Below are 24,751 nucleotides of genomic sequence, written 5' to 3'. Positions count from 1 at the left end.
ATCAACGATCCGCCGCTGGCCTTTTACGAGGCCCAGTTTCAGTGGAACGCCAAGAAGGGAGATCCGGGTCTGGACGGCAAGCTGAAACTCGGAGGCTGGCGGCACTTCGGCAGCTTCAACTACACACGATTTGACACAGCCGGCCTGTCGCTCGCGAACCCCGCCAGTTCGGGAACGCCTGCAATCCTCAGCGGCGACTACGGCCTCTATGCCGTCTTCGAGCAGAAGCTGTTTCGCGTCGGTCATGACGACGATCGGGGTACCGGCGTCTTCGCCCAAGCATCCTACAGCCCCCCGGCCCAAAATCTAATCATGCTACGCTGGGATCGTCGGCGCGGACCGAAGTCTGCAGTTGGCTTGGGTCCACGTTTTTGCGCCGGGCCCATTCCACAAGGTTCTGCGGCCGGTAGGTCGGATCGGCGCGCCAGCGCTTGAACACGTTGGCGTCGATGGTCTCGTTGACGTTAGTATGGGTGCCATCGTCGCGGGTCTCGGGCGGCCGACCGATAGTCCGGAACAACGGGCTGGAGACGATCGAGTAGGCGCCCTAAATGAAACTCCCGTAGGAGTCCTTGATCTACGCGGTGACGTCATCGCCGTCCAGATCTACCTCCGACCCGATCGTCAACCCCTGCGATTCCGCCTTCTTCATCAGCCAGCGCAGCGAAGTTGCGCGAGCAGATCGGTCGCATAGCCGCCGCCGACGTTGCCCGAGTAAACGAAAGTCGTCGCGTGGCACCCGGCGACTTTCCTACGGCTAGGACCGTGAGCGCACGCTTCGGCGCGATTCCTCTCCACGAATGTGCAGTAACAGGCCTAGATAGCCTTAAAGGTCTGAACCCAGTTTATCCATCTACTTTCACGGCCCCTTAAAAAACGCGTCGTTATGGGTGCGCCATTTTTGATCCGATAGCCACGAATAGCCCTGGTCAGGCATGACAGGCACGGTTTTCATCGTCTCTTTGGAAATCGGAAGAAAGAAGCTCGACCGATCCTGGGTCACTTTAAGCGACTGAATAGGCACGACGATGCTTTCCTTCCCCGTTGTAAAAAAGCCGCCGGAGGCGACGATGGCGTAGTCTCGGCCATCTTTCGTACCAAAAACGATGTTTCTGACTTCGCCGACAATCTTGTCGTCGGAACTGCGGACTTCCGCCCCGATCATTTCGTCCGTCCTCAAGCCGGGGGTGAGTTCATCAATCTTCAAAAGCGGCTTTGCGTCTTTTCTGTCACGGCTGCCTAGCGCCGCCCCGCGCTTAACTTTCGGCTCGCTCGCGATGTTTTGTCTCTCAGCGTCTTCCTCGTCATTGCCGCCCAACGACCCCATTGGCGGCCCAGCAATCAGCTCGCGGATATTTGCCAGAAGACGCTCACAGTCGTCATGACGCCCGTAGGATCGGAGCGTGAATGCGGCATCCCGCAAACTTCGTAGATCCCGCACCGACTGACTATTAGCAGGACCACGCAGCCGGGGATTTTGCTGTATCGCTTCTTCCAGCTTGGCGTCGGCGATCTCGCACTCTGCCATCGCTCTTGTGGTTCCGATGGTTGCGAGAAGGACAGCTATGACCAGCGCTCGTAGTTTCATCACTCTCATTTCCTTGATTCGATTTGGTAATCAGATTGTTTTGTCAGCTGTCGAAACGACTCGACGTATTCGCGACCGAAGCAATGGCTCAAGGTGTCGCAATGATTGAGCTGAGCGGCACATCCAGCGAGTAGATCAAACCGGCCGGTTCGTAAGAGAGCTGAACGTGGCCTTTTAGCTGCTGACCGAGGGATTGCATCATGCGCGTCCCAAAGCTGCTCCGCTTCGGCGGCTCAACCGGCGGACCTCCACGTTCCGTCCAAGTCAAGTAAAGCCGCCGCTTTTCCTCGTCTATCTTCCAAGCAACTTCCACGCTGCCTGCGGAACTTGATAGTGCACCAAATTTTATCGTGTTTGTGCAAAGTTCGTTGAGCGTCATCGCGAGGGCGATAACGGCACCCGAGGCCACCTTGATGTCTGGCCCATTGAGATGGAATCGTCTGTTGCCCTGGCTGTCAAAGGGCTCGGTTGCGCCGCTGACGGTGCGGGTCAGGCTGGCGTTCGACCAACTGACTTGCGTCAGCAAATCATGGGCGCGCGATAGAGCCAGCAACCGGCCTTCCATGCTCTCTGTCCGTGCTCGATGCTGGTCGTGGTCCGAAAGCTTTGCGACGCGATGGCGCTGACGGTCGCGAGGTTGTTCTTGATGCGATGATGCAGTTCGCCCACGATCAGCTTCTGCAACTTGTCTGCTGCATCGCGTTCCTCTGCATCGATACCGGACTGCGTGAGCAAAGCCTTGGTATCGATGCTGGCCTGCTCAAGCAATAAGCGAAGGCTATCGTTCTCCGCGGCGAGCGCGGCTTCTTGTGCCGATATTCGCCTTGATTCGACTGCTTCCGGGCTGTAACCGCTCTTGTCTGTCGGCAACAGGGACGCGTCTGGAATCGTCGTCAGTGCGCCCGCACCTACCATCGCCTGCAACTCGGCGATCATTTGGCTGTCGCCGAGCGGCTTGCCAAAGAAACGGCTGTCTTCCGGCCTTTCTGCGTCGGAGGGCTCAACTTGGCCGGAGACCAGGATGATTTTGATGGCGGGCCAGCGGTCGTGCACCGCGTGGGCGAGCTTCAGCCCATCCATGCTGCCGGGCATCTGAATATCCGTGAAGAGGAGTGATATGTCAGAGCGAGATTCAAGAATGGAAAGCGCTTGATCGGCATCGACGGCTTGCACGGATGAGAATCCGGCATCCTCCACAATATCCACCGCACGCATGCGCAGCATCATTTCGTCTTCGACGACCAGGACTTTTGGTACTTCAGGTAAATTGGACATGTAAACCTTATAAAAGGAGGGTTATTGGCAGTAGCCCCACCATCGCGTTTCGCCGCGGGTGAAACATGACTGATCGACGGATGTCGAAGCTCGTCAGAGGGCGAATCGCTCTGGGTAATGTGCGTCTCTCTGCGCCGGCAAGTCCGTGATCAGCTCTTTGATCCGATCAACCATGGCTTGATCCGTGATGTCACGCTCTAGTCGGCGGTAGCGCTGGATCGTCTTGTCGATTTCGTCGCACTCTTCACACATGGTTCGTTCCCGGGAAAGGGGGGTGCCAATCCGCGCACCTAACCCAAGCTGTCTTCGCCGCTTTCACTCATTTGTGCGGATCTGGGCTTCTTGTGCTACTCGATTGGCCAGCGCGTGCCATTCGATAGCGATCTCAGCCCAGGCATTCTTTATGGCTTGGTCGTTTGCCTCGCGAGACAAGCGTTCGCAGGCTTGCGCCTTCAGACGATATCGCTCGGATGCTTCTTGCATTGCGCTGCTCCGTCTTTGGCCGGGAGCACAACACTCTCAGTCACCGGTTCTAACCAAAAGGTGCGGTGATAATGAACCAATGCTTCAACTTGTGGTTCGTTCCACAATTGTGAGCAATATTGCTCACACCGCAGTTCTATGAACCATCATCCGCCCCAGCCTAACGGCACCTTCGGATTCCACTGGCCATGCGAGCCGCAAGGTCTCTGAACTGGAAGCCGACCCTTACGCGATCCATCTAATCGCCGAGGCGCTGAAAATAACGCCGGCCGGGCGATCTTAAGTCACGGTTGGTTTGTGACGGCCGCTGCCTTGCTCCTACAATCAGCAGAGCCAAGAGAAAGCATCGATCGGCTCTACGATGCGATTGTGCGGCGACGATTATCAACCGCCGTAAAATCGGACGCCAAGAAAGCATAGTCTCGGCCCACGTTATCTGGGGCGCCATCTCGCTGCCTCGGGAACAAAGACATGAACGCCCAAGAACTCGCGGACAAATTTACCGCCAAAATCACGGCCGCCGCGGTAGAAAAAGGCCGGCAAACCGAAATCGCGGCGGACAATGTTGGAACGCGCGCGGCCGACGTCGAGCACTGCAAAAGGGCCATTGAGCAGCACGTGCTGCCTTTCATGGTGGAGCTCAGGCACCATTTCGGCGAGCGGCAGTTTTCGTTCGCTCCGCAGATCGAACTCAACGACCATCGTCCAGTCGGCGTATCCTTCAAGCTCGGAGACGGAGCGCCGACCACCATCACGACCGCGTTCGGGAACATCGTCGTGACCAGGATCGGCGATAGCGGAACTTCCAAAGGGGTCCCGTTCGTCTATGCACCAGACGCGGACCCATACATCTCGAATTCGGGCGACCTGACCCGAATAAGATTGCGAAGCTGGTGGAGATGGTGATCGACACGGCCGGAAATTAAGCTCAGCACCATCGCGACGATGCGAGCTCGGACCGGCGGCAAACGTGCTCTAACGATGGCGGTGAACATTCAACCTTTATCGGACTAGTCGCGTCGGCTTTGTTGTGGCTCGGGGTCGCGGTGGACGTCGGAGTGAGGAAGGCGTCGAAACGCACTTTCAAGATCGCGTACCATTCGCACGATCCTCTCTAGACCGAGGCGGTCAAAAGCTTGAATTTTTCCCCGGCGATAGTTGATGAGGCCTGCAGTCCGCTTGGACTGTGCAGCAAGTCTCACAGAGTTCCGGTTGGCGCTCAGGATCTGAGAGAGAAATTCGTGGATGTACAGAAAAGCTTCGCCCTCGGCCTGTCGCACATCACAGGAGCCAGCGGCACTTCCTCTCTTCCCCTCTCCGTCGAATGCATCGCGTTGCACGCGGCCTTCTGTTGGACCTAAGAGAGCAGCTTCCGAATAGCCCACGAACAAATCGCGCATGTGATGTGTCTGAATTCGTACTGCAACAAGTGGATAGGACAGCGGACCGTATGGCCTTCGAACTGCACGATGCATCGGTTGAACGTGACGCGGTTGTACATGGTCACTAGGAAGAATTTCGTCCGGCTTGCTCGCGATCCCGCCCGCTTTCGCCTACCTTTTGGGGAGCATTTAATCCAGTTGGGCGAGCCGACACTCCTCATCTGACAACGGGGATCGGCGCGTGCGTTATCCGCATTTGCGTCCATCCTTTGCCGCGGCGGATACGGCTTGCAGTTATCGGCCCGGCAGTGCCGTGAATTCTCTGGGTGGCTTGATGAGCCAGAACGGAAATGCCGCCAGTTCTTTCGAATGCTGCGCGGACATACCGACCCGCCTGCTCGTAAACTCCGTAATGAAGCCGAAAAATTCAGTTGGTGACCTGATCGTCGCAAGTCTCAGGCCGAATTCAAAAGCAAATTGTGCGTTCGTCCCGGCTATCTCAAGAAGCTTTGCTTGAAACGCCTGCATGTTTGCCGTCGCTAAAGCAACGCCTTTCGTTGGATCGCTATCCGTCATTCTCTGACTGAGGTCACCTACTAAGGCATCCGCCCGAGGCTCAAGGATAGGAGCCTCGTGTTTAGGATCATCACGAATCTCAGGAGGCGGTTCGACCGAGACTGCCTCAGTAGCGTGAAGTAAATTCTCGCTCGGGCTTCTTACAATGGCCTGCTTGTTCCGTTCGGCCCGCGCGGCCATTTTCGGATTGCGGGCGCGCTTTGGCACTGTCGCCGGTTTGCGCTTGCTCATCTGACGCTCCAAGAAAATGGGGGGGCGACCACAACGGTCATTTCTGCAGGGACAACAGGCTTTGTGACGTGGCGTTCCAAACCCGTGCGTTGTTGAACTGAGATCAATTGCGCGTACTGCGATGTCGACGATGATTTTAGGTAGCAACGCCGACCAACAAACGTCTAACTGGCGATCTTCCTGACCAATGCTCAAACGGCGTCAGTCTGACAACAAGCCAGACTACCCGCCGAGCGAATGCACGAGGAAAAAGCGCAGCATTTCCCTCGTCGCCTCCGGCCCTTGCGGATCAGTGTAGGACCCGGCGGGGCTGCCGCCTGACCACGCGTGTCCGGCGCCATCGATATTCCAGTGTTCGGAAATCGCCCGACCGGCCCCGTCGATCAGGACGGTGCGGGTATAGGCATGGCCGTGGGGTACGCGTGCGCGAAGTACCTTCGTCGTCGGCCTCGTTGCCCTGGCGGACTGCTCGATAATCTGATCGCCATTCTTTGGATGCACCGTAGTGTCGCGATCGCCATGGAAAACGATGGTCGGCACAGAAGGTTTGCTCTCCGCAATTGCCTTGGAGCCACCTCCCTGCCGCATGGCGACGAACGCGGAGGGAAGATCGCTCGCGGCTCCACACGCGAGGCCTGAATGAATACCGACGGCCGCGTACAGGTCGCTATACGTTGCGCCCATGATGGCGGCGGCGGCCCCGCCGGCCGACAGACCCGCGACGTATGCGCGCTTCGGATCGATCAGATGGTCGCGCATGATCTGGCGGGTAATGCCGGCGATCATCGAGGGCTCGCCCCCGCCGCGGCGCTGGTCGGTCGTGCGAAACCAGTTCCAGCACTTCGACTGGTTGGCGCCGCTCGGCTGCTCGGGATAGACCACGAAGCAATTCTGCTCTTCCGCCAGGAAGTTCATCCGGGTGCCGGCGGCGAAATCGTCCGGCGACTGGGTGCAGCCGTGAAGCATGACGATCAGGGGAAGCCGTTGTTCCTGACAGCGGCTTGGAATGAACAACTTGTAGGTCCGGCTTCCCGCGGCGTTACTGAAGGTGCCGGCGACAAACCGTGTGCCCTCGGGCACGATGTCCGATGGGGACAGAGGAGCGCGCGTGCTCGGACTTCGCAGGCCGAGCGCGGAAAAAGCTCGCATGCCGCCGAGCGGTAAGGAGCGTCTGCTTCGTTGAGCAGAGCGGGCCGGCGCAATCCGCGGAGCTTCCCGCTCCTCGACAACTTCGGAAATGGCGTCGATGGTAAGCGGATCGAGCTGCGGGAGCCGAGCCTGAGAGGCGCTGCGCGGCTCCGGTCTTGGAGCGCTACCGCCTTGGAGCATGCGCTGCAGCAGCGCGGTGGCCTCGACCAGTTGGCCGGCACGCGTGAGGCGGGTTGCTTCGCGGACTATGTCTTGATTCAGCATCGTTCACCTCGTTCTGTCGGCGAGAGCGGCCTTGACCGCGGGAGTGGCGTGAAGGGCCCCCAATACCGAGACCGACGCGATGGTGGCGCGAGCCAGCTCGGGAGTGACGTCCTGGGCGATCGTGGCTAAGCCCAAAACATTGATCTGCAGCATCTCGCCGGCGCGCCCCGCCGCTTCGAGATCCTCGCGAGTGTAGTTGCGCAGCCCGAGGTCCAGTTTCTTTCGGGCCGTGGACTGTCGGACGACCTCTACGTGTCGCTCGAGCTGGTTCCGGATTGCTGTCCGTATGAAATCGGTCCGATTCGAATAGAACCCTTCCTGCACCATAAGATCGACGTGACCGAGGTCGACATAACCAAGATTGATCGTGATTTTCTCGGTGTCGGGGGCCTTGGGTCGCAGTTCGTGCACATTATCGGCCATAGACGACATCCCAATGCCATCCTCTTGGATGGTTTGTGGATGCTCACGGGCATTCAAGGGATGGAGCCATCCAACGACCCGGGATGAGCAGCTCGCGCACTCGCAATAGCAGAGCAGGTCGACGCCTGAACTAACCGGGCAGCGCCGATATGGTTCTGACGCTCATTCGCAGCCCGCTTCGGGCCATCAAGCGGCATGGCAGGTTAACCGGCCCAATTACGTTGGCGCTTGCAGTTGACCTGGAGCCAGCCGGTTGTTCGCGGGGATTTCATCGGATCAACCAGATCGGCCACAAGCTGGTGGACGTTCTTGCATGCGGGGCACCCAAACGACCGGATATCGAAGCCAAAGTGGCCGGGCGTAATCCGAGCCGCACCGCTTCAGTTCGACACGTTGAACAAAGCGTTCGGGGATGGCGGAACATGTCACACGCCTTGGATCAGGCGGGAGCGCTACAGAACTCTCAGCCACCGGTGGGTCGCCGTGGTGGGCGGTGATGGAAGCCACTATGGACCAGGTCGAGGTTGGCATTGGTCAATATCGCTCACATGCCTATGGAAATTAACGTGTCGTTAGTGAATTGGCCGCGGCTAGATTTGAAGGAGCGCAATTGCCCTCGTTCACAGACACCTCTGCGGCTCAGTGGTGAGCTACGCCGCCGATTTCCGCCCTTGCAGCGGACTATGCAGCTTTCTGAACTACTTCGCCTTCGGGCCATGCTGACATCTACGAATGAGGAGGCCTTCACTCCGTTGGGGAGGTCGGCGGAGCTGCGTTCAAGAGGTTAGAAACGGCGGTGACGAGCTGCGCGGGCGCGAACGGCTTCGCCAACATTATACTGTTGGGGACACCCTGTGACGCCCAATCGTCGGCGTCCTTTCCGCTCATATAAACGATGGGGAAGTTCGGATCGATATCTCGGGCGTGTCGTGCGATGTGCCACCCGTCTAACCGCCCGGCGCCCAGATTTATGTCTGTGACAAGCGCCCGGTATTTGCCTTCGGCGACATCAAGCAGCTCGACGGCACGCTTGCCAGACGAAGCTATGACGGCTTCAAATCCCCCATCGCTTAAGCATTCCTGGACAATGTTTTGAATGTCCGGATCGTCTTCAACGACCAGGATAAGCAGTTGGTTTGTCATTTGATGACTCCACGGGCGCCGCCACAGCAGCGGGGGTACACGCGGTCAGGGGATCATCGTTCCGGAAAAGGTGTTGCCCCTCTTCGCGAATCTAGGTGGCTTTCTGCTCGGGTTGATTATGGGCTTCACAAATATTCGGCCGGGAAACATCAGGCATTTGATCGCCAAGTCGACGCAAATCCTTGCCTTTCTGCACCCGCTGGACTGTCACTTTCAAGGCACGAGACGATCAAGTATCCGAAAGCCATTGCGATGCATCGGTTCGATCCTCGGACGGCTCAGCGCGAGCGCGAGGAAAGCCTCTTGCGCTTCTGCGCTGCCGTGAATTCGAGGAAATTTTGTCGAAGGGCGTGCCTGGCATCGAAGCTCCAACGACGCACTAGTTGCCATGCTGGCAGGGACGCGCCCCAGTCGTACCTTGACAAAACCTGTCGTAGCACCAGGCGAAAGCAGGAATTGACATCAGCTTGTCGCGGCTGGCGCTGAACAGCCGCTCGATGAGCAAGAGTTTGAGAAGCTCGCCGACGATCAGGACCGCAAAACCGCGACCGATGTGGCCTGTCGCCGTCAGGTAAGCCGCAACAGGCTTGACAGGTTCAAGCAAGATGACCGGCACGATGAACAGTGCCAGAGCAGGATAGAAGCGACACGATCCACACTCGCAAGCTTTCGAAGACCAGCAGTCCGCCAGCCGACCAAAGATGGGTTTGAAGAGGGTGAAAAAGACCGCGTCTACCAGGAAATAGACGGCGGCGATCAGAAATACAAAGGGTTTGAATATGTGGCCCAAGCGGGTCCTCCAGCGAACCAAGGCACGGACCATCATTAGGTTCATGAACTAACGCAGTTGCTCGGCGCCCCCTTATGGTATTCGGCCATTCGCGGCGCAATCGCAATGGTCTCACCAAAAAACAGCCGAGGATGCCCGGTGGTCTCCAGGATATAGAATAGTGTCTATCCGCTGAAAAACGAGGCCTTGCGCGGCTATCTGCCGTGATGAGGATCGAGCGGGATTGTAGTCCGCTTCCGGTACTCAGTTAGAGGTTGGCGGAACTGGTTCGCTCCAACGTACCTCTTTCGCGTCACGCTTTGGCTACCGCACATCTGTCAACATACTGTACGCGGGTGCGTCGGAGACAGGATCGGCGATCGCCATCGTTGCGCGACGTAAATCGTGCGCAGCCGGTACGGAGGCCTCGTGCAGCGACAACTAATCGGCCCCGATCAAATGATCGAGTTTCTAAACAGAAGCCGGTCATATGACCGCACTCGCATGCCGTACGATTTTGGGGACGAAATGCGCTGAAGCAAATTCAACCGGATATCGGTTATGGCGAATCGGGGTTTCTGCACGCCAAGTTGTCCGCGGCAGCAGGGCCTCTTGCGATCTGATCGCCGCAAATTGTTGAATCGATCTCGCTTCTGCCGGCTCGGCTGGACCGGGCGAAACTGTTCGTCGAGCGGCGAAACCTCCGCGCTTCGATCTGGCCATGTGAAAAATGTCGACTGAGCTGACACCAGAGTAGCGGCAAAAGTGAATCGAGACTGTCTTGTCAAAAACTAAAACGTAGTGAGGAGACCGCCTAAACTTAACTTTCCTTTTCGAAAATCCACTATCGGTACGGGAAGGCAGAACGGTCTCCTTGGCACCTTCAGGTCGTCACCCGCTCCTCGCTTTCGTCGGCGAAAGGTCTGAGCATATAGCGGCTCCTCGCCCTTTGTCGGCAGATCGGCAAGAAAGAAATCAATGCGCTGTCTTGCTAGGGATTAGTGCAAGCAGGGGGCAAGTGAAGGGCCGTTTTTTCCTGAGCCCGCGTTTGGACCAGCGCTTCTTCGTCAGATGTGATATGGTTACTTATTGGCCTCAGGGAAATGCCATGGTTGCCGTTCCACCGCTGCCAAAGCGCTCCTCTCCATCCCCCGGCCCGGACGATCCGCCGGAGCCAAACGCTGCGGTGACGGACTCTGCCGTCGAGGCGGAGATGCCGCTACCCTCTGATCCGCAGACGTTTTTTCTAGGCGGTCTTTTCGTGCTGAGCGGCTTGGCGGCGATTTATGTAGCAAGCACGATCATCCTGCCCGTTGTGCTCGCCTTTGTATTCAATCTTCTTATGCAACCTGCCGTTCGTCTCCTGGAGGGCTTGCGCTTACCCCGCGCCGTCGGAGCGCTCGTTGCCATTCTTCTGATAATTGGAGCGCTTGTAGGTCTCGTCGTTGCGTTATCCGGGCCCGCAGCGACTTGGGCGAAGAGACTGCCGGAGGGGATCCCCCGGCTCGAAGCTCACCTTGTAGTTTTAAAAGGGCCTATCCAGGCGTTGCAAGGCGTCATCCAACAGGCGGAGCAGGCCGCGGACGACCCTGTACAGAAAGGCTCCAGTATTTCGGTTCATCGCGATCTCGGTCTAACCGGCGCGTTGTTCGCGGGCACGCGGGCCATCCTCGATGGTCTGTTCACGACCGTCTTGGTACTCTACTTCCTACTGGTATCAGGCGACACGTTTCTTCGGCGCATCGTCGAAATCCTCCCGAAGTTCAGCGACAAGCGGCAGGCTGTAGACATCTCTCAACAAATCCAGCAGGACGTCTCCGCCTATCTTGTGACAATCACCGCGATGAACGCCGCGGTGGGAATCGCGACCGCGGCGGCGATGTATTTATGTGGGCTTGGTGACCCCTTATTGTGGGGCGCTACAGCTTTTCTGCTAAACTATATTCCAATTTTGGGGCCGCTTTTTGGAACGTTCATTTTTTTGCTCGCCGGAATGCTCAGCTTCGACAGCTTATGGTTCGCCTTGCTGCCGGCGGTTCTCTATTTCGGCATTCACCTCGTCGAGGGCGAAACGTTGACGCCCATGCTGCTCGCGCGGCGGTTCACGCTGAATCCCGTGCTCGTTATCTTGTCGCTCTTGTTCTGGTTCTGGATGTGGGGCGTTCCTGGGGCGGTATTGGCGGTGCCGATGCTTGCTATTTTGAAGATTATCTCCGATCGGATACGCTCGCTGAAAGCTTTGGGGCACTTCCTCGAAGGCGACTAGCCGCGGAGCCCAACGCTGCGCGATTATTTGGTTTTCTAACTCGGTTTTAGAAACCTGCGACAATGCCATGCAAGGTGACCGACCATCTCTGCTACATTGTAGGACTTCTCCCACCTGGTGAGGCGCTGAAAGCGTTTCAGGATCGCGCTGTAGCTAGTCGTGACCAAGAGTACGTGTTGCCGATCTACATGCGAGAGGGTTAGTCTACCACGTCGCCGCTTGCGGCTACGCGTAGAGTGTTATTTGCAGCTCAATCAGTGCCATTCGCTGCAATGCTATCGGATCTCTCTCGCCACTCTTGGCACTCCGGAGAACCGATTCAGCGATCAACTGGACGCTGGACAAGCTCACCGGTTCAGGAAGTGTCGCAACTGCCGCATTCATTGCAGCTGTCAAGACTTCAATTGTGTCCGGTGAAAAGGATGCGTTGGCGAAGTCTTTCACGATCTGCCCCTTTGGCTCATTAGGTACGATCGGCGGTAACTCTGCGCACTTCGGTAGTTTGAGCGTCGCGGAAGCACGACGGAGAAAAGTTTGGCCAAATTTCCTCTGAACAATTAAGTGCTGTCATTACACTCGGACGGGGGTGCAATCTGTTCTGTTGCAGCCGCGGGCGTCAAGCATCGAATGCACACTGCTGAGAGAAGCAAGATGACCATAACGGACGTTGATGTTTTCATCTTCATCCCCGAGCGATCTCGGGCCTTCAACGGCTCGTTCCTTTAGTCGTTCCACCGCTTAGTGGGCTCAGCAGCAACACTTACTACGAATGGACCTGCAGGGACCGGTGACCCGTCCAACGAGAAAGTCGGACGGGGGCACCCCAGACTCTCATAGAATGCTGCGAGCCAATGCCTGAACAAGATTTGGACCTTTTTACCGATTAAAAACCACATAAAATAATCCGAAAAATTTAGCGAAACAACTCGCCTACGTGTAGGTTCGTCGGAGGGCCGAACTCATGATCGAGTGTCAGCTCGTAGAGCAAGAAGTCCAGATCGCAAGATACCGTAAATTGGAACGGGAAGTTACTGATCCTCTTGCCGCGTGTTTGCTTCACGGCATTGTCGAAGAGCTAGAGGCTGATCTCGCGCGGGACTCTGCGCGTGAGGTCCGCCCAAGCAGACGCGAAAACTGCGGCCCGTAGGATATCGATACTGCCGAAGACGACTACGGAGTCGGAAACACGGCCTGACAAAAAAGCATGAATACCAGATCCGCGAAGGCTCGCTCTGGCCGGCAGTAACGGCTTTCACCCGTCAGCGTTGCTCAATTGGGCCGCGCGCAAATGCGTGGCTCCCGTCCTCAAGTCGTTAAAGCAGGGGCCGCGGTCGTACCGATACGCCGGTCAGCGGCTCGGGGTTGTCCTCGCCGATCGTCATTTTCGGTTCGGGCCTTACCGGCCCTCTAGGAGCACGGTGAACAAATCGGCTGCCTTGATGACCGAATCGAAACGGACTCGGAGATCGGGCTGGACCCTGCATTGGCGGCCCGCTGCACCCAAGCGATCGGGTCTCGGACTAAATCTTTCGGTGACAAAGGCTCGCTTGCCACGATTCTGTGGCTGATCGCGCTGCGACGGGAGGGAGAGCATTTTGCCGAGGGCGCTACTCGCGCTGTCGGCGATCGGTGAGAGAGGCACCGAATAAGCCGGACCCAAAACGATCCTATCGCCCGCGATCTGTTGCACTTGGAGCCGCGCACCCAACCGGCGGCGCAGGTTATCGCCGCCTTCGAGCTCTGACCCGCGGCGCCGCGACGCCGTCGCGATCGGCGACCCACCCTGGAATGCTCTGCGGCGGGAAAGTCGGCACCGCGACCATCGCCCGCCACGCGAGAGAAATCGATCCTGCGTTTCCCGTGGTCTACATGAGCGGCGACAACGTGGAGGATTGGCCGTCCAAAGGCGTTCCGAACAGCATCATGTTGTCGAAGCCGTTCGCGCCAGCCCAACTGGTCACTGCGATCTCAAATTAGCTTAATAGGGGTACGCCCGCGGCCTAGGCCTCGCCGCGGAAGAGCAGGCCTGCAAACTGCCGTGACCGGGCAGAATGGCTCCTCCGCGCACGGCTTCGCTCGCCTGACCTTTACGTAGCCATGGGATGAAGCCTATTGGTGGGGTAGACTGTTCGCATCAAATGAAGGGGTACGGCATGGCAGGTAAGTCGGGTAGCAAACCGTTCGACCCGAAGGACTTTCTCGCCAAAGTAGGGGCCGGCAAAACGATATCCAAGTATCAAAAGGACCAGACCATCTTCTCCCAAGGGGAGGTGGCGGATACGGTATTTTACGTTCAAAAAGGCCGCGTCAAAGTCGTCGTCCTGTCGGATCAGGGCAAAGAGGCGGTCGTCGGGATTCTGGAGGCCGGCCAGTTCTTCGGCGAGGGATGTCTGAGCGGTCATGAATTGCGGATTGCAACAACAACAGCCCTGGAGGAATGCCTGCTCACTGCAATTCGAAAGTCCACGATGATTGCGGCGTTGCACGATGAGCCGAAGTTTTCGGAGTTGTTCGTCGCCTACTTGCTGAAGCGGAACAGCCGGATCGAGGAAGACCTGATCGACCAATTGTTCAATTCGAGCGAAAAGCGTCTCGCCCGGCTTCTTCTGTTGTTGGCGAATTTCGGCAAGGAAGGCAATCCGACGCCGATCAAGCCGCAAATTAGTCAGGAGACGTTGGCCGAAATGATCGGCACGACCCGCTCGCGCGTGAGCTTTTTCATGAACAAGTTCCGCAGACTCGGGTTCATCACCTATAACGGAAAAATCGAAGTCCACCGTTCGCTGCTGAATGCGGTTCTCTATGAAAAGCCAACTTTGGAACGCGATTAGCGAGCAGACTTGGTCACCAGATTGCGCGGTGATGCCTTTCCGGCCCTATTGGTCTCAAGCGACGAAAATTCATCACGCGCCGGTCAAGTTGCACGGGGTGCATCGGGGTGAGACAGGATCGGCAGGTTGAGCAGGAAGCGGGTCCCTTTCGATCCGTTGCCAGCGTGAGACGGCCTTGAAGCTGCCTCACCATGCCCGTGACCACCTTGAAGCCCAGACTGGCGCGCGGCTGATCGATGTCGAACCCTTCCGGAAGACCTGCGCTCTGGTCGGAGACTTCGACGTGAAGGTGGCCATCGACTCCCCGGGCCGAGACCTCGATCTCGCCGCCGCCTTCCGGATAGGCGTATTTGACGGCGTTGGTGACCAGTTCGTTGATCAGAAGGCCAAGGGGAATGGCGTGGTCAGCTGCGAGCAGCATCGGGTCGGCGTGGCAGTGCAAAGTGTGCCCACCGGTGCTGCCGCGTAGCTTCTTGCAGAGCTCGGTCATGAAATCCGCGAGTTCGACATAGCCGACGTGCGAACTGCGCCAGAGGTGGTCGTGCACCTCGGCTATGGTGGACACGCGCAGGCTCGCGTCCTACAGTGCATGCTTGACGTCCTGGGACTTGGCGCTGCGGGCCTGTACGCGCAGCAGGCCCACCATGGAGGCGAGGCTGTTCTTGACGCGGTGGCTCATCTCCCGGGTCAGCAACGCCTGGTGCCGGAGTGCCTCTTGAACCTGGCATCGGCACGTTGACGTTCGATCGCGACACCGAGCAGGCCGGCAAAGCCAGCAAGGAAGTTGACATCGTCTTGATCGAACTCGCCCGGATCGGCGCTGTCGACGTCGAGCACCCCGAAGAAAGCCTTGCCCTCTCCCCCTTCTCGATGAGCACGTTGATGGCGCGCCTGATGCCATAATCCGCCAATAGCTTGGGCAAGCGGAAGCGGGGATCCGCCCCTAGATAGTTCGATATCACGGACTCTCCGGTCTGATAGGCGTAGTCGGCCGGCGATCCGATGTCGGCGGCAAGAGAGACGGCATCGATGGTCCCGGCGCCCAGCCGACTCCCGCGCGTACCATCAGACGGCTTTCGTCCGGTTCGTATTCCAGAACCTTGACAAACGTAGCCCGCAATCCAATGGCGCACAGTTCAGTGACCCGCTGCGGAATCGTCCGAAGGTCGCGGGTCTGCATGGCGATGCTGCCGAACTCGCCAAGGAGCGACTGTTGCCGCAGCCCATAGCGAAGCTCGTCACGGCTAAAGGAAGTGCCGTCGGTTCCGGACTCGCTTGGAAGACCTCATGCATGACGAATTCTCCGCACACAGGATGGGGCCGGCGATCAATCCCGAAACTGGCAAAATGTGGTTTGTGTAAGTATGGCTGCATTCCGAGGAGAGTCTGAGCAAAACACCTCACTTGCCGAGTTCCACAATCGATCCGGCGCCTGTACCTCGGCTCTGTGGTCTGGACCACCGACAGTGGCAGCGTCGGTGTGCGACTAGCGACCCCCGGCCTGGGAGCGCACGCCATGTCTGACCCGAACGACCGACGCGACGATCCGAAGCGAGAGCTCGAGTGCCTGCGTCTGGCCGCGGATCTCAGGCAACTCGCCAAGGAAACACTCGACCCTGATTTGAGGGCGCATTGCCTCCGGATGGCGAAGCATTGGTCAGATGAACCGGATGAGCCGGCCGGCCGAGGATGATACCGGGATCGATTAGGGTTTGGGTTGATGATGATGAGCGCAACAGCCGGCAAAGCTCTGCCAGTCGTCCTTGTCGTGGAGGATGAGCCGCTTCTGCGAATGCTTGCCGTCGAGGTGGTCGAGGAAGCGGGGTTTATCGCGATCGAGGCTAGGGATGCGGACGAAGCGGTCATGCTCTTGGAATCGCGGACGGATATCAGTCTGCTGTTCACCGACATCAACATGCCCGGCGGCATGGATGGGCTGAAACTGGCCCATGCCGTGCGCAACCGCTGGCCCCCGATCAAGATCTTGGTCGTGTCCGGCCAACAGCAACTTCAATCCATCGATCTCCCATCCAACAGTTGCTTTGTCGGAAAGCCCTATCAGGCGTCGGCGTTGGTCGAGGAACTTCGATCGATGGTCGGCTCCACTTAATCGAGCGTGGCAACCCACGCCAGCGAATGAGCTCTTTTGCTCAGACTCGCCCGCAGAGAGAGTGCAAAAATGAACGTTCCGATCCCACGCGCTCCCGACGACATGCCCGTCGTCCGGATTACGCAGGAAGCGGACCCGAAACGACATGCCATCATGGCGAAGGTGCAGACCGACCGTGATCTGCGGAGTAATCGTTTGCTCGGCGCGTTGGAGCCAGATAGCCGCAGGCGGCTGGATCCCCACCTGGAGCCCGTCGATTTCAAGCTTGGCGAGATGGTCTGCGACGCGGGAGGCCTGCTCAAGCACGCCTATTTTCCCCGGGGCTCGGTGCTGTCGCTGCTGACCGTACTGGAAAACGGCGCGGCGATCGAGACCGCGAACATCGGCCGCGAGGGCGCGTTCGGCCTGTTCGCCGCCATGTATAGCCGCGTCTCCTTCAACCGGTGCATCGTTCAACTCGAGGGACACACGGTCCGCTGTCCCATCCAGCTATTGCAGTATGAATTCAAGCACAGCGAGCACGTGCGCGACCTTTTCGTGAGCTACTCGGAAACGCTTCTGTCTCAGGTCCAGCAGACGGTCGCATGCAACGCGATGCATTCGACGGAAGAGCGGATGTGCCGCTGGCTCTTGATGATGCATGACCGGGCTGAGGGCGAAGCGCTTCCCTACACCCATGAATTTCTCTCTCAAATCCTCGGCGCCAACCGGAAATCCGTGACGCTGGCAGCGCGGTCGATGCAGAACGCCGGCCTAATCAGCTACCGCCGGGGAGCGATTCAGGTGCTGGATCGTGTCGGCCTGGAGAAGGCGTCGTGCGAATGCTACGCGGTCGTGAAAGAGCGTTTCGACGCGTTCCTCACGCCGCCGTCCACCGCGGCCCCGGGCCACAACAAAAGCCGAAGCGACCAGTCCGACAAGCACTGAGTGTTTACCGCAATCGTAAGAGCCGCGTTCTTGCCAGCGGCAGCCTAGATGGCTTCATCGAAATAGGGCTCGGCTTAGTTTCCCGCCGTATCGATCACCGTCTCAGCAGCTGCGCAAGCTCATACGATCTTCATGTGCTCTTCAATTTTTGTCTTCTTCGCTGTAACTCCGCCGAGCGGCACCGATGTGGCCGGGAAGTCAAGCGGTGTGGCCAGGATCAACCTTCTCCGGCGTTTTCTTTTCTCGTTGGACTTTGACCAACGGAATAACGCCATAAGCACAGCAGAAAGGGCCGCACCAAACTCAATCCTCGGTGTGTTTGACGGTTGAGTCACTAATTAGGGGCCTTAGACCATATCAGCGCTATGTCCGCGTGATGCATGGAAGCCGATGCTAGTCAGGTCATCCATCGGCATCTTAAAGCGGCGCGTCCAGTCGTGACCGCGCCGCCTGAATATCTTGACCGCTTCCTCACCCCAGCCGGCATCTTCGACCTTCAGTTTTGTGTCGATTACCTCGATTTTGGAACGCAGCGCGGGCGCATTTCGCGTGCTCCTCCTCCGCCTTGTCCAGCTTGCGCGTCGCCGGGGCCCTCCTACAAGCCCCCTCTGGAGCGCCGCCGGCGGTTTCGCTGCGTTGTCGCTATCTCTTTTAAATCGGGACGGTGACCCCGGTCGAGCGGAGGCCTTCCCGGGTCAAGTTTTTGGTCTCAGGTTTTGCTGGATGACCAGCGGCCCGTGTATTTGAACTCCGGCGCCGATTTCAGCTGGTCCGCGGTAGCATTCATATCAGCATGCCACTTGTTGTCCTTGTAAGTGACATTCAGCACAGCAGGATTTACCGCGACGTAGTGTTCTCCCATCCCGAGAAAGCCACCAACCGATACGATATATGCCGCCGGACCGCCATTCGAGGTCAGCGCAATATCCTTGATTTGGCCGATGTCCTTGTTGTCCTTGTTGTAAATGTCCAAGCCGATCAGCTTTGAGCTAAGATTGTCGGTTGATGGCACGTTTACGTAAGTCTCCGAGCTGGTATTTGATCCGACGGTATTCGACTTTTGGTCGTAGCCGTTCTTCGTTGCGTCATTCAAGGCCGTCATTTCAGTGAACTCATCAGGACTGATGGACATCACCACCGAGTTTCCATCATGGTCCTTCGCCCGCACCATGAACGAGGTTGGTGCGACGCGGATATCCGTGTACCCAGACTTCTGCAGCATCTGGGTCAGTTCATTCCGAACGTTGGCATTTTGCTTGGTGGTGTTCGCACTGTTATCGGCGGCCCACGCAGCCGAGCTGAGCGCTATGGCTGCCGTTGTCGCGAGCAAGATTGCACGCATATTTTGTCTCCTATTTCAATATTCCTGCCTTCTAAGAACAACCGTTTGCACAGACCGCCGTTGCATGAAAGTTTGATCAGGTTGCTAATCTCTAGTCACGCTAGTATGCCTCGCCCCTAACTTTTGAGAACGACTGATGCTCATTATCGCGGCGTCGTGTGGATCGGCTTGGCTTTTGACCTCCAATTGGAGCCAACATTTGCCGAAAGGGGTCAATGTTCGGAACCGCGACGCATGCGCCAGTGAGACTCGGCGGTTGTTAGATATGGTGTTGCGCCGATCTATGCATCCAAGCATCGAGCAAGAGCGCGGCGAGCTCGAAATTGTGCTGTCGCCTAACAATTCTAGCGAAAACGAGGCGGCTCGTCATATCCAGCACCGCTGCTGTAGAACGCCAGGGTAATCAGTCCGGTGCCGACTAGTAGGGCTGAGAGAACGCCGAAAGCTAACGCAAGATAGTCGTCAAAGACGACGGGTTTTCCTGAGGCCGCGAGACCTGCCGTCTCCAGCCAGCCGGTCGCGGTCAGCAAACCGAACAGGACTGACAAAGCCAGAAGAAAGCCAGCAGTGGCGCGCAAGAGGCCCTCCGTTTCAAAATCGTCGTCCCTGATCAAATGCCGGCGGCACACGACGCCTATCGGGCGACGGGCAGTTTGTCGCCGGTTAGCATTCTCGAGAGCGCCCAGATAGTGCTCCCAAGATAGAGAAACGAGGCCGGGATACACATTAGCACACCCCCCAGCGCCTGATCGTCGATTGAGTTGGCGGCGTAGGCAGCATAGAGCTGTCTCGGCGCAAACGTGATCAGCGCCGCAAGAAAGCTTCCCTGGATACCGACTAGTGAGACCATCAGGATCATCATTCCCGGACTGAGTCTTCGCTCGGCACTGGTCACGACGACGCGCCAGAACGCAGTACCGGTCGCAAGCAGCACGAAGTGCTCACTGGCATGCGCCCATTCGTTGGCAATCGCCCAATCGTATGTCGCCGGCGCGTGCCAGAACCAGAGCGAGGCTACGAAAGCTGCGCACGCAACCCAAGCGCCGGTCCGAGAACCTGCGGCTTTGATGCCGGGTAGTCTAGCGACGGACCGCCCGATCCAGCGACGCCCACCCAACGGAAACAGCCGAAGATAAACCAGGTGCGCATTCGAAACAGCAATCATCGGAGCCGCGACTAACACAAGCATCAGATGCTGCGCCATGTGGACGGAGAACAGTTTCTCGGCAATGGCGTCGATCGGAGACAATAACGCGCATCCGATGACCCCCAGCGCGCATGCAAAGGCTGCGACCCGACGTTTGGAGACGGGCCATCGCTCGGCAGGCCGCGACAGCATCCTTATCAATCCCCCGAGATAGAGCGCCGCCATGAGGCCGAGGGCGATGGCGACTGCGGGGTCGGCGAACCAGGAATCCCAGCTGACCGCCTCCCCGTGCGCCCCGCCGTGCGCGAACGCAGATGAAGATATTAGCATCGCCGCCAGCGCGGCCAGGCAGATCAAGATGGACATGTCTCGACCAACAACGGAATGATCAGCGAAAAGCCTACCGCGATCAGGAACGTGGAATTCGCAATGAGGGCCGCCAGCGCCAGGAACCGCGTCCGGCCGTCACCCATGGTCAGCGCGTGATGGCGACCACCGCCGGCTTCCGATCGCGAAAGTTTCCAGGTCCGCGCCGCCGCCCACAAAGCCACCAGCACGATTGCCAGCGCTGCGAGACCAATGGCCAGCAGACTGCCTACCATCACCGGCGATGCCGCATCCTCGCGAAGCCCTGCACACCTGTTCATTCCCAGCCAGACAGAGATATTGAGCTGAACGAACCACGCGGCCGGCGCTGCGAGAAGTGCAACACACAGCAGCCAGGGGGAAACCGTTCCGCGAAGCGGCGATGGATGGGGAACCGAGGTTAGCGGGTGCAGTGAACTCATGATACCCTCGGAACCAGATAGAGAGCGGTGAACACCACGATCCAGACCACGTCCACAAAGTGCCAATAAATAGCACCCAGAGCCGCGCTCTCGGGATGACGATCGAGACGGCCGGTGACCGACCAGGCCAGCAAGACAAGAAGTATTAGAAGACCGACGACGACATGGATCATGTGGAATCCGGTCACAGTAAAATAGATCGCGCTATAGGCGTTGGTCGTGAGCGTGAACGGCTTTGCCGCCCACTCGAAACCCTGCACCGCCAAAAAGATCGTTCCGAGGATGAAAGTGCCGACGAGCGCCAGTTGCAGGCGCTCCTTATTGACGCCCTTGCGGACGCCCCAGCCAAGCAGAAAGCTGCTCGACAGCAGGAACAGAGTATCCGGGAGCGAAAGACGCAGCTCCGGCGGCCCCGCCGGAGGCCACGCGCCAGGCGACTGCGACCCGAGATAGGCGTAGGCGAACAGCAGATAGACGAAAAGAATGCCCTCTGTCGCGATCAGACACATCATGCCCCACCAACGGGTCGATATCATCTCCTGACCGCCAACCGGCAATGCGAGCTGCGAAAGGTGAATGTCAGCCATAGACCGCAGCCCTCTCGGTGTCGGCGTGATCGCGTGGCGCGAGCCAAAACAGCAGCACCAGCGCGGTCCACACGGCCCCTGCCCCAATCACCCAGTAATTGATCAACAGCATCCCGCAGAAAGTCGCGGTCATGCCGAGTGCCGCTTGCAGTGGTAGCAGGCTGTCGCCGGGCATTTTCAGGATGACGTCCGGTTCGGCGTCCAGCACCGTGATTCCGACTGTTTCCTTGCCCTGGTCCAGCACCAGACCGCCATGAATGGTGGAACGCTCGGCCGTCTCGTCCAGCCGATCTTCCCAAAGCGGATGGCGGCTGGCAATCACGGGGATCACCGCAAAATTGTAGGGCGGCGGTGGCGACGAAACGGACCACTCGAGGGTCGACGCGTCCCACGGATTGGCGCCCGCGATCGCGCCTTGGGTTCGGCTGCGGACAATGTTGATCAGCAGCAGCAACATCCCGGCCGCAAAGATAAAGGCGCCTAACGAAATAACGAGATTGTAGCCGCCGACACCAAGGTCATCGGAGTAAGTGTAGACCCGGCGAGGCATACCCATGAGTCCGATCAGGTGCATGGGGAAGAACGCCAGATTGAAGCCGACGAACATGGTCCAGAACGTCCACTTACCCAATCTTTCGTCCATCATCCGGCCGGTGATCTTGGGGAACCAGTAATGAATTCCTCCGACCACGGGGAAAACATTGATGCCGAGCAACACGTAATGCAGATGCGCGACGATGAAATAGGTATCGGTCAATTGCCAATCGAGCGCCACCGAGGCGGTCATGAAGCCGGATACGCCTCCGATCACGAACAACAATACGAAGGCGGCGAAGAAGAGGAACGGCGTGGTGAACTGCGGTCTTCCGGTCCAAATCGTTGCGATCCAAGCAAAGACCGCGATCGCGCTCGGCAGCGCGATAACGAAGCTGGCCGCGCTGAAAAATGAAAGCGCGACGACGGGCAGGCCCGTTGCGAACATGTGATGCACCCAGACGCCGAAACCGAGGATCATCGTCGACACCGTTGCGATGGCCACGAGCGTGTAGCCGACGAGCGGACGACGGCAAAACACCGGCAATGCGTCGGAAACGATTCCCATGCCCGGCAGCACCAGCGCATACACCCAGGGATGACCGAATACCCAGAACAAATGCTGCCACAACAGCGGCTGTCCGCCGCCGGAGATCTCGTAGAAATGGGTGCCGTATCGCCGGTCCATCCAAAGCAGAAAACACGCGAGACTGACCGCCGGCACCGCGAGCAGATTGGCGACCGACGCGGTCAGCGTTCCCCACACCAGGATGGGAAGCCGGTTCACCGACATCCCCGGTGCGCGGCACCGCAGCAGGGTGACGACAAAATTCGCCGACCCGACCACGGTGGATATGCCCAGGAAGATCAGGCCAAGCGAATAGATGTCGATGTTGATGCCGGGATCGTACTTCAGCGCGGTGTTCGGAACGTAGTTGAACCAACCTCCGTTTGGAGCCTGTCCCAGCGGAAAACTGATGTAAAGAAAGATGCCCGCAAAAAGATAGACCCAGTAGCTGAGGGCGTTGAGGCGCGGAAACGCCATGTCGCGCGAGCCGAGCAATAGGGGCCAGAGATAATTCGAGAATCCCGACAGCATCGGCAGCGCGTAAAGAAAGATCATTGTGACGCCGTGCATCGAGAAGAGCTGGTTATAAGCCTCGGGCGACAGCACTTTCAGCCCCGGTTGCGCCAGTTGAATTCGCATCGTGAGCGCCTCGACGCCGCCGACGATAAGGAAGAAGAAGGCGGTGCAAAGATAGCGGACCCCGATCTGCTTGTGGTCGACAGTCGCGAGCCACCCGTAGAGGCCGGGCGCGGTCTCCCAAATATTGAGCAGCTTCCGACGCTCGTTCTCGGGCACGCTCTGAGCCAGATCGATCGCCATTATTTCAGACCTTCCAGAAAGCTGGTCAATGTATCGACTTCATTGGTCGTCAGCCAAAGCGTCGGCATTTTCGATCCTGGCTTCACCGCTTGCGAGTCGTTCAGCCAGCGCGCGAGATCCGTTGAACTGTTTGGCAGGACGCCGGCTGCGATCGTACGGCGCGACCCGAAATGACTGAGGTCCGGCCCCAATATCCCGCCGGCCGGCAAGCCGCGTATAGTGTGGCAGCTGCCGCAACGCTCGATGAACGTCCGCTGCGGCGACGGATCGGCATTGTTGCCGGCTGGCTCAAGTTGATGATTCCACCAAGCCTCGAAATCGACGGGCGAAAGCGCAACGACAGAGAACGCCATTTGCGCGTGCTGTACGCCGCAAAATTCCGAACACTGTCCGTGGTAGATTCCGGGCTGGTCGGCCTCGATCCGGATCGTATTGGTCTGGCCCGGGATCATATCCATCTTGCCGGCGAGTTTCGGGACCCAGAAGGAATGAACCACATCGCGCGATCTGAGATTTAGTTGAATGGGGACGCCGACAGGAATCACCAGATCGTTCGCAGTCGAGAATTCGCGCGAAGGCGTGCTGGAACGATAGCGCACCTCCCACCACCATTGCTGCCCGGTGACGTCGATCGTCACCGCTGCGGCGCGCGAGGTGTCTGAAAGGCCGCGCACCGTCAAGAGGGTCCAGACCGCCGACGCCAGCAGCAACACCGTCGTGATCGATAGTCCGACGCCGATCCAGCGCAGCGAGGACCGGTCGTCGCCCCCGCCCAAACCGTCCGCCGGCATCCGTCGTCGAAAGATCGAATAGGCGAGCAGCACGCCCGTGATGAGGCAGACCGCGATCGAAATTCCGAGCAGACCCCAGCCGAGTGACGCGATCGATCGCGCCGCGGGGCCTGCGCCCTCGAGATAGCCCAACGGCGCTCGCGCGCAGGCGGATAGAGCGAGCAGCGAGAACAGGGCGGCGACCGGGCGCTTCATTGTTGATCTGAAGCCCCCTTGTTTTGCCCCTTGTCGGCGAGATCGCCTTGCGTTGCGGCCTCGTAAGAGTTTGCCGGAAAGGAGCCCCCAAGGGATTGAAGGTAGGCAGTCAGTTGCCAGATGCTGCGTGCCGGCAGCTTCTTACCCCATGAGGGCATGCCCTGCGGGCGACCGGAGGAAATCGACTGGTAGATCTGGGCCGGTGTGCCGCCATAGCGCCAATAGGTGTCCGTCAAGTTCGGCCCCATCCCTCCCTTGGCGTCATAGCCATGGCAGCCTGCGCAGTTCATGGAAATGAAGAGCTTGTGGCCCTCGGCCACAGCATTGGGGTCCGAAGATTCCGGATTCGCCGGGGCGTCAGCGGATATTGTTGCAGCGGCGACCCCCGCGACGTCTCCCAACGGCAGCGAAGTGTTCGCCGCATTGTATCCGGCTCCGCCGCCCGACAGACGCGAGTACGCGTTATGGGAAGCAAGAATCCAGCCCATAACGCCGGCGGCGATCGCTGCCACAAGGACGCCGCCGAGAATAAGTCTGGCCAACTTCATACTGGCCTCCTAATT

The 24,751-nt window shown here is 58.5% G+C and carries 24 protein-coding genes and 2 pseudogenes; 7 read left to right on the top strand and 19 right to left on the bottom strand.

The genetic code is table 11. The features are described from left to right. On the top strand, positions 1 to 435 hold a 435-nt coding region (locus tag XI06_RS18355; RefSeq protein WP_271606067.1), incomplete at its 5' end, for a carbohydrate porin. Positions 436 to 859: 424 nt separating this feature from the next. On the opposite strand, the gene XI06_RS18350 is transcribed toward XI06_RS18355, so the two are convergent. The 3 genes and pseudogenes from XI06_RS18350 to XI06_RS18340 form a co-directional block, all read right to left on the bottom strand. After that, on the bottom strand, positions 860 to 1,588 hold the full coding sequence (locus tag XI06_RS18350; protein ID WP_442869459.1) for a PRC-barrel domain-containing protein: 729 nt from the start codon (positions 1,586 to 1,588) through the stop codon (positions 860 to 862). A gap of 88 nt (positions 1,589 to 1,676) precedes the next feature. Further along, positions 1,677 to 2,803, bottom strand: a pseudogene (locus XI06_RS18345) (sensor histidine kinase). A 375-nt stretch (positions 2,804 to 3,178) separates the two neighbouring features. Further along, a complete protein-coding gene (locus tag XI06_RS18340; RefSeq protein ID WP_271606065.1) occupies positions 3,179 to 3,346 on the bottom strand; it encodes a hypothetical protein in 168 nt (55 codons plus the stop codon). A gap of 471 nt (positions 3,347 to 3,817) precedes the next feature. Here XI06_RS18340 and XI06_RS18335 point away from each other — a divergent pair, with 471 nt between their 5' ends. After that, positions 3,818 to 4,252, top strand: a complete 435-nt coding sequence (locus tag XI06_RS18335) for a hypothetical protein (protein WP_271606064.1) — start codon at positions 3,818 to 3,820, stop codon at positions 4,250 to 4,252. Positions 4,253 to 4,356: 104 nt separating this feature from the next. On the opposite strand, the gene XI06_RS18330 is transcribed toward XI06_RS18335, so the two are convergent. The 6 genes from XI06_RS18330 to XI06_RS18305 all read right to left on the bottom strand — a co-directional run bounded on the left by XI06_RS18330 (position 4,357) and on the right by XI06_RS18305 (position 9,304). Next, positions 4,357 to 4,746, bottom strand: coding sequence for a hypothetical protein (locus XI06_RS18330; RefSeq protein ID WP_271606063.1), 390 nt, complete (start codon positions 4,744 to 4,746; stop codon positions 4,357 to 4,359). Between the two features lie 276 nt (positions 4,747 to 5,022). Beyond that, positions 5,023 to 5,535 carry a Phasin protein gene (locus tag XI06_RS18325; RefSeq protein WP_271606062.1) on the bottom strand — a complete coding sequence of 171 codons (513 nt, stop codon included), beginning with the start codon at positions 5,533 to 5,535 and terminating at the stop codon, positions 5,023 to 5,025. A gap of 222 nt (positions 5,536 to 5,757) precedes the next feature. Continuing rightward, positions 5,758 to 6,948, bottom strand: coding sequence for an extracellular catalytic domain type 1 short-chain-length polyhydroxyalkanoate depolymerase (locus XI06_RS18320; protein ID WP_271606061.1), 1,191 nt, complete (start codon positions 6,946 to 6,948; stop codon positions 5,758 to 5,760). 3 nt (positions 6,949 to 6,951) lie between these two features. Beyond that, positions 6,952 to 7,371: a CopG family transcriptional regulator gene (locus tag XI06_RS18315; RefSeq protein ID WP_271606060.1), complete on the bottom strand. Its 420-nt coding sequence runs from the start codon at positions 7,369 to 7,371 to the stop codon at positions 6,952 to 6,954. A 744-nt stretch (positions 7,372 to 8,115) separates the two neighbouring features. Beyond that, positions 8,116 to 8,514, bottom strand: a complete 399-nt coding sequence (locus XI06_RS18310; RefSeq protein WP_271606059.1) for a response regulator transcription factor — start codon at positions 8,512 to 8,514, stop codon at positions 8,116 to 8,118. A gap of 379 nt (positions 8,515 to 8,893) precedes the next feature. Then, complete coding sequence (locus XI06_RS18305) at positions 8,894 to 9,304, bottom strand: hypothetical protein (protein WP_271606058.1); 411 nt, start codon at positions 9,302 to 9,304, stop codon at positions 8,894 to 8,896. A 1,087-nt stretch (positions 9,305 to 10,391) separates the two neighbouring features. On the opposite strand from XI06_RS18305, the gene XI06_RS18300 reads away from it, so the two are divergent. Continuing rightward, the gene (locus tag XI06_RS18300; protein WP_271606073.1) at positions 10,392 to 11,549 is read left to right on the top strand and encodes an AI-2E family transporter; all 1,158 of its coding nucleotides are present in this window, start codon (positions 10,392 to 10,394) and stop codon (positions 11,547 to 11,549) included. A gap of 225 nt (positions 11,550 to 11,774) precedes the next feature. Here XI06_RS18300 and XI06_RS18295 read toward each other — a convergent pair whose 3' ends face one another. Continuing rightward, positions 11,775 to 11,993, bottom strand: coding sequence for a hypothetical protein (locus XI06_RS18295; protein ID WP_271606057.1), 219 nt, complete (start codon positions 11,991 to 11,993; stop codon positions 11,775 to 11,777). Positions 11,994 to 12,510: 517 nt separating this feature from the next. Here XI06_RS18295 and XI06_RS43530 point away from each other — a divergent pair. Both XI06_RS43530 and XI06_RS18285 read left to right on the top strand, forming a co-directional pair. Then, positions 12,511 to 12,696, top strand: a complete 186-nt coding sequence (locus tag XI06_RS43530; RefSeq protein ID WP_333909344.1) for a hypothetical protein — start codon at positions 12,511 to 12,513, stop codon at positions 12,694 to 12,696. A gap of 1,006 nt (positions 12,697 to 13,702) precedes the next feature. Beyond that, positions 13,703 to 14,380, top strand: coding sequence for a Crp/Fnr family transcriptional regulator (locus tag XI06_RS18285; RefSeq protein WP_271606056.1), 678 nt, complete (start codon positions 13,703 to 13,705; stop codon positions 14,378 to 14,380). Positions 14,381 to 14,463: 83 nt separating this feature from the next. Here the strand turns inward: XI06_RS18285 and XI06_RS43895 are convergent. Next, positions 14,464 to 15,560 (bottom strand): annotated as a pseudogene (locus XI06_RS43895) (sensor histidine kinase). Positions 15,561 to 16,103: 543 nt separating this feature from the next. Between XI06_RS43895 and XI06_RS18275 the strand changes: the two are divergent. Beyond that, positions 16,104 to 16,490, top strand: coding sequence for a response regulator (locus XI06_RS18275; RefSeq protein ID WP_271606072.1), 387 nt, complete (start codon positions 16,104 to 16,106; stop codon positions 16,488 to 16,490). Between the two features lie 153 nt (positions 16,491 to 16,643). Then, entirely contained in the window at positions 16,644 to 17,417 is a 774-nt protein-coding gene (locus tag XI06_RS18270; RefSeq protein WP_271606071.1) for a Crp/Fnr family transcriptional regulator, read from the top strand. A 709-nt stretch (positions 17,418 to 18,126) separates the two neighbouring features. On the opposite strand, the gene XI06_RS18265 is transcribed toward XI06_RS18270, so the two are convergent. The 8 genes from XI06_RS18265 to XI06_RS18230 all read right to left on the bottom strand — a co-directional run bounded on the left by XI06_RS18265 (position 18,127) and on the right by XI06_RS18230 (position 24,736). Next, positions 18,127 to 18,759, bottom strand: coding sequence for a PRC-barrel domain-containing protein (locus XI06_RS18265; RefSeq protein ID WP_271606055.1), 633 nt, complete (start codon positions 18,757 to 18,759; stop codon positions 18,127 to 18,129). A 344-nt stretch (positions 18,760 to 19,103) separates the two neighbouring features. After that, complete coding sequence (locus XI06_RS18260; protein WP_271606054.1) at positions 19,104 to 19,337, bottom strand: hypothetical protein; 234 nt, start codon at positions 19,335 to 19,337, stop codon at positions 19,104 to 19,106. A 56-nt stretch (positions 19,338 to 19,393) separates the two neighbouring features. Beyond that, the gene (locus XI06_RS18255; protein ID WP_271606053.1) at positions 19,394 to 20,272 is read right to left on the bottom strand and encodes a cytochrome c oxidase assembly protein; all 879 of its coding nucleotides are present in this window, start codon (positions 20,270 to 20,272) and stop codon (positions 19,394 to 19,396) included. Then, positions 20,260 to 20,511 (bottom strand): hypothetical protein, encoded by a 252-nt coding sequence (locus XI06_RS18250; RefSeq protein ID WP_271606052.1) that lies wholly within the window; start codon positions 20,509 to 20,511, stop codon positions 20,260 to 20,262. The genes XI06_RS18255 and XI06_RS18250 overlap by 13 nt, the downstream gene beginning before the upstream one ends. A gap of 179 nt (positions 20,512 to 20,690) precedes the next feature. After that, the gene (locus XI06_RS18245) at positions 20,691 to 21,281 is read right to left on the bottom strand and encodes a cytochrome c oxidase subunit 3 (protein WP_271606051.1); all 591 of its coding nucleotides are present in this window, start codon (positions 21,279 to 21,281) and stop codon (positions 20,691 to 20,693) included. After that, positions 21,274 to 23,202: a cytochrome c oxidase subunit I gene (gene ctaD / locus XI06_RS18240; RefSeq protein WP_271606050.1), complete on the bottom strand. Its 1,929-nt coding sequence runs from the start codon at positions 23,200 to 23,202 to the stop codon at positions 21,274 to 21,276. Before ctaD ends, XI06_RS18245 begins: the two co-directional genes overlap by 8 nt. Continuing rightward, the gene (gene coxB, locus XI06_RS18235; RefSeq protein WP_271606049.1) at positions 23,202 to 24,188 is read right to left on the bottom strand and encodes a cytochrome c oxidase subunit II; all 987 of its coding nucleotides are present in this window, start codon (positions 24,186 to 24,188) and stop codon (positions 23,202 to 23,204) included. The genes ctaD and coxB overlap by 1 nt, the downstream gene beginning before the upstream one ends. Then, complete coding sequence (locus tag XI06_RS18230) at positions 24,185 to 24,736, bottom strand: c-type cytochrome (protein ID WP_271606048.1); 552 nt, start codon at positions 24,734 to 24,736, stop codon at positions 24,185 to 24,187. The genes coxB and XI06_RS18230 overlap by 4 nt, the downstream gene beginning before the upstream one ends. Positions 24,737 to 24,751 lie beyond the last annotated feature (15 nt).

Source organism: Bradyrhizobium sp. CCBAU 11434, assembly GCF_028128895.1.
In the GTDB taxonomy this organism is placed as follows: domain Bacteria; phylum Pseudomonadota; class Alphaproteobacteria; order Rhizobiales; family Xanthobacteraceae; genus Bradyrhizobium; species Bradyrhizobium zhengyangense.
The sequence above is the reverse complement of the archived record's forward strand: the minus strand, read 5'-3'. Positions and strand labels throughout refer to the sequence as shown.